Source organism: Pelomonas dachongensis, assembly GCF_043555865.1.
In the GTDB taxonomy this organism is placed as follows: Bacteria; Pseudomonadota; Gammaproteobacteria; order Burkholderiales; family Burkholderiaceae_C; genus Pelomonas; species Pelomonas dachongensis.
The window spans coordinates 1-255 of the sequence record NZ_JBIGHY010000068.1; the positions used below are offsets into that span (position 1 = coordinate 1).

Annotated in this window: 1 protein-coding gene; it reads right to left on the reverse strand. The window is 69.0% G+C overall.

Going from position 1 to position 255, the window contains the following annotated elements:
• Positions 1 to 255 (reverse strand): IS66 family transposase (locus tag ACG02S_RS26355; protein WP_394473455.1); only part of this gene is annotated, 255 nt, incomplete at both ends.

The window sequence follows — 255 nt, forward strand, 5'->3', positions numbered from 1 at the left end:
GGCGCCCCATCGCCCAGGGCTTGATCTGCCGCTCCAGATGGTTGTTGTCGATCGCCACCGCGCCGTCCTCGAGGTGACGCGTGAGCGCGGCCCAATGCCCCAGTGTGTAGTCGATCGCCTTGGCCGTGGCGCCGCCATCGGGAACAAGGCGCCGCTCCAGGCTGAGCCACTGGTGGAGCTCCTCCCACAGCGGCTTGGCCAGCCGCCGCCGCTGAGCGCTTCGTTCTTCGGAGCTCAGCCCCTTGAGCTCGCCTT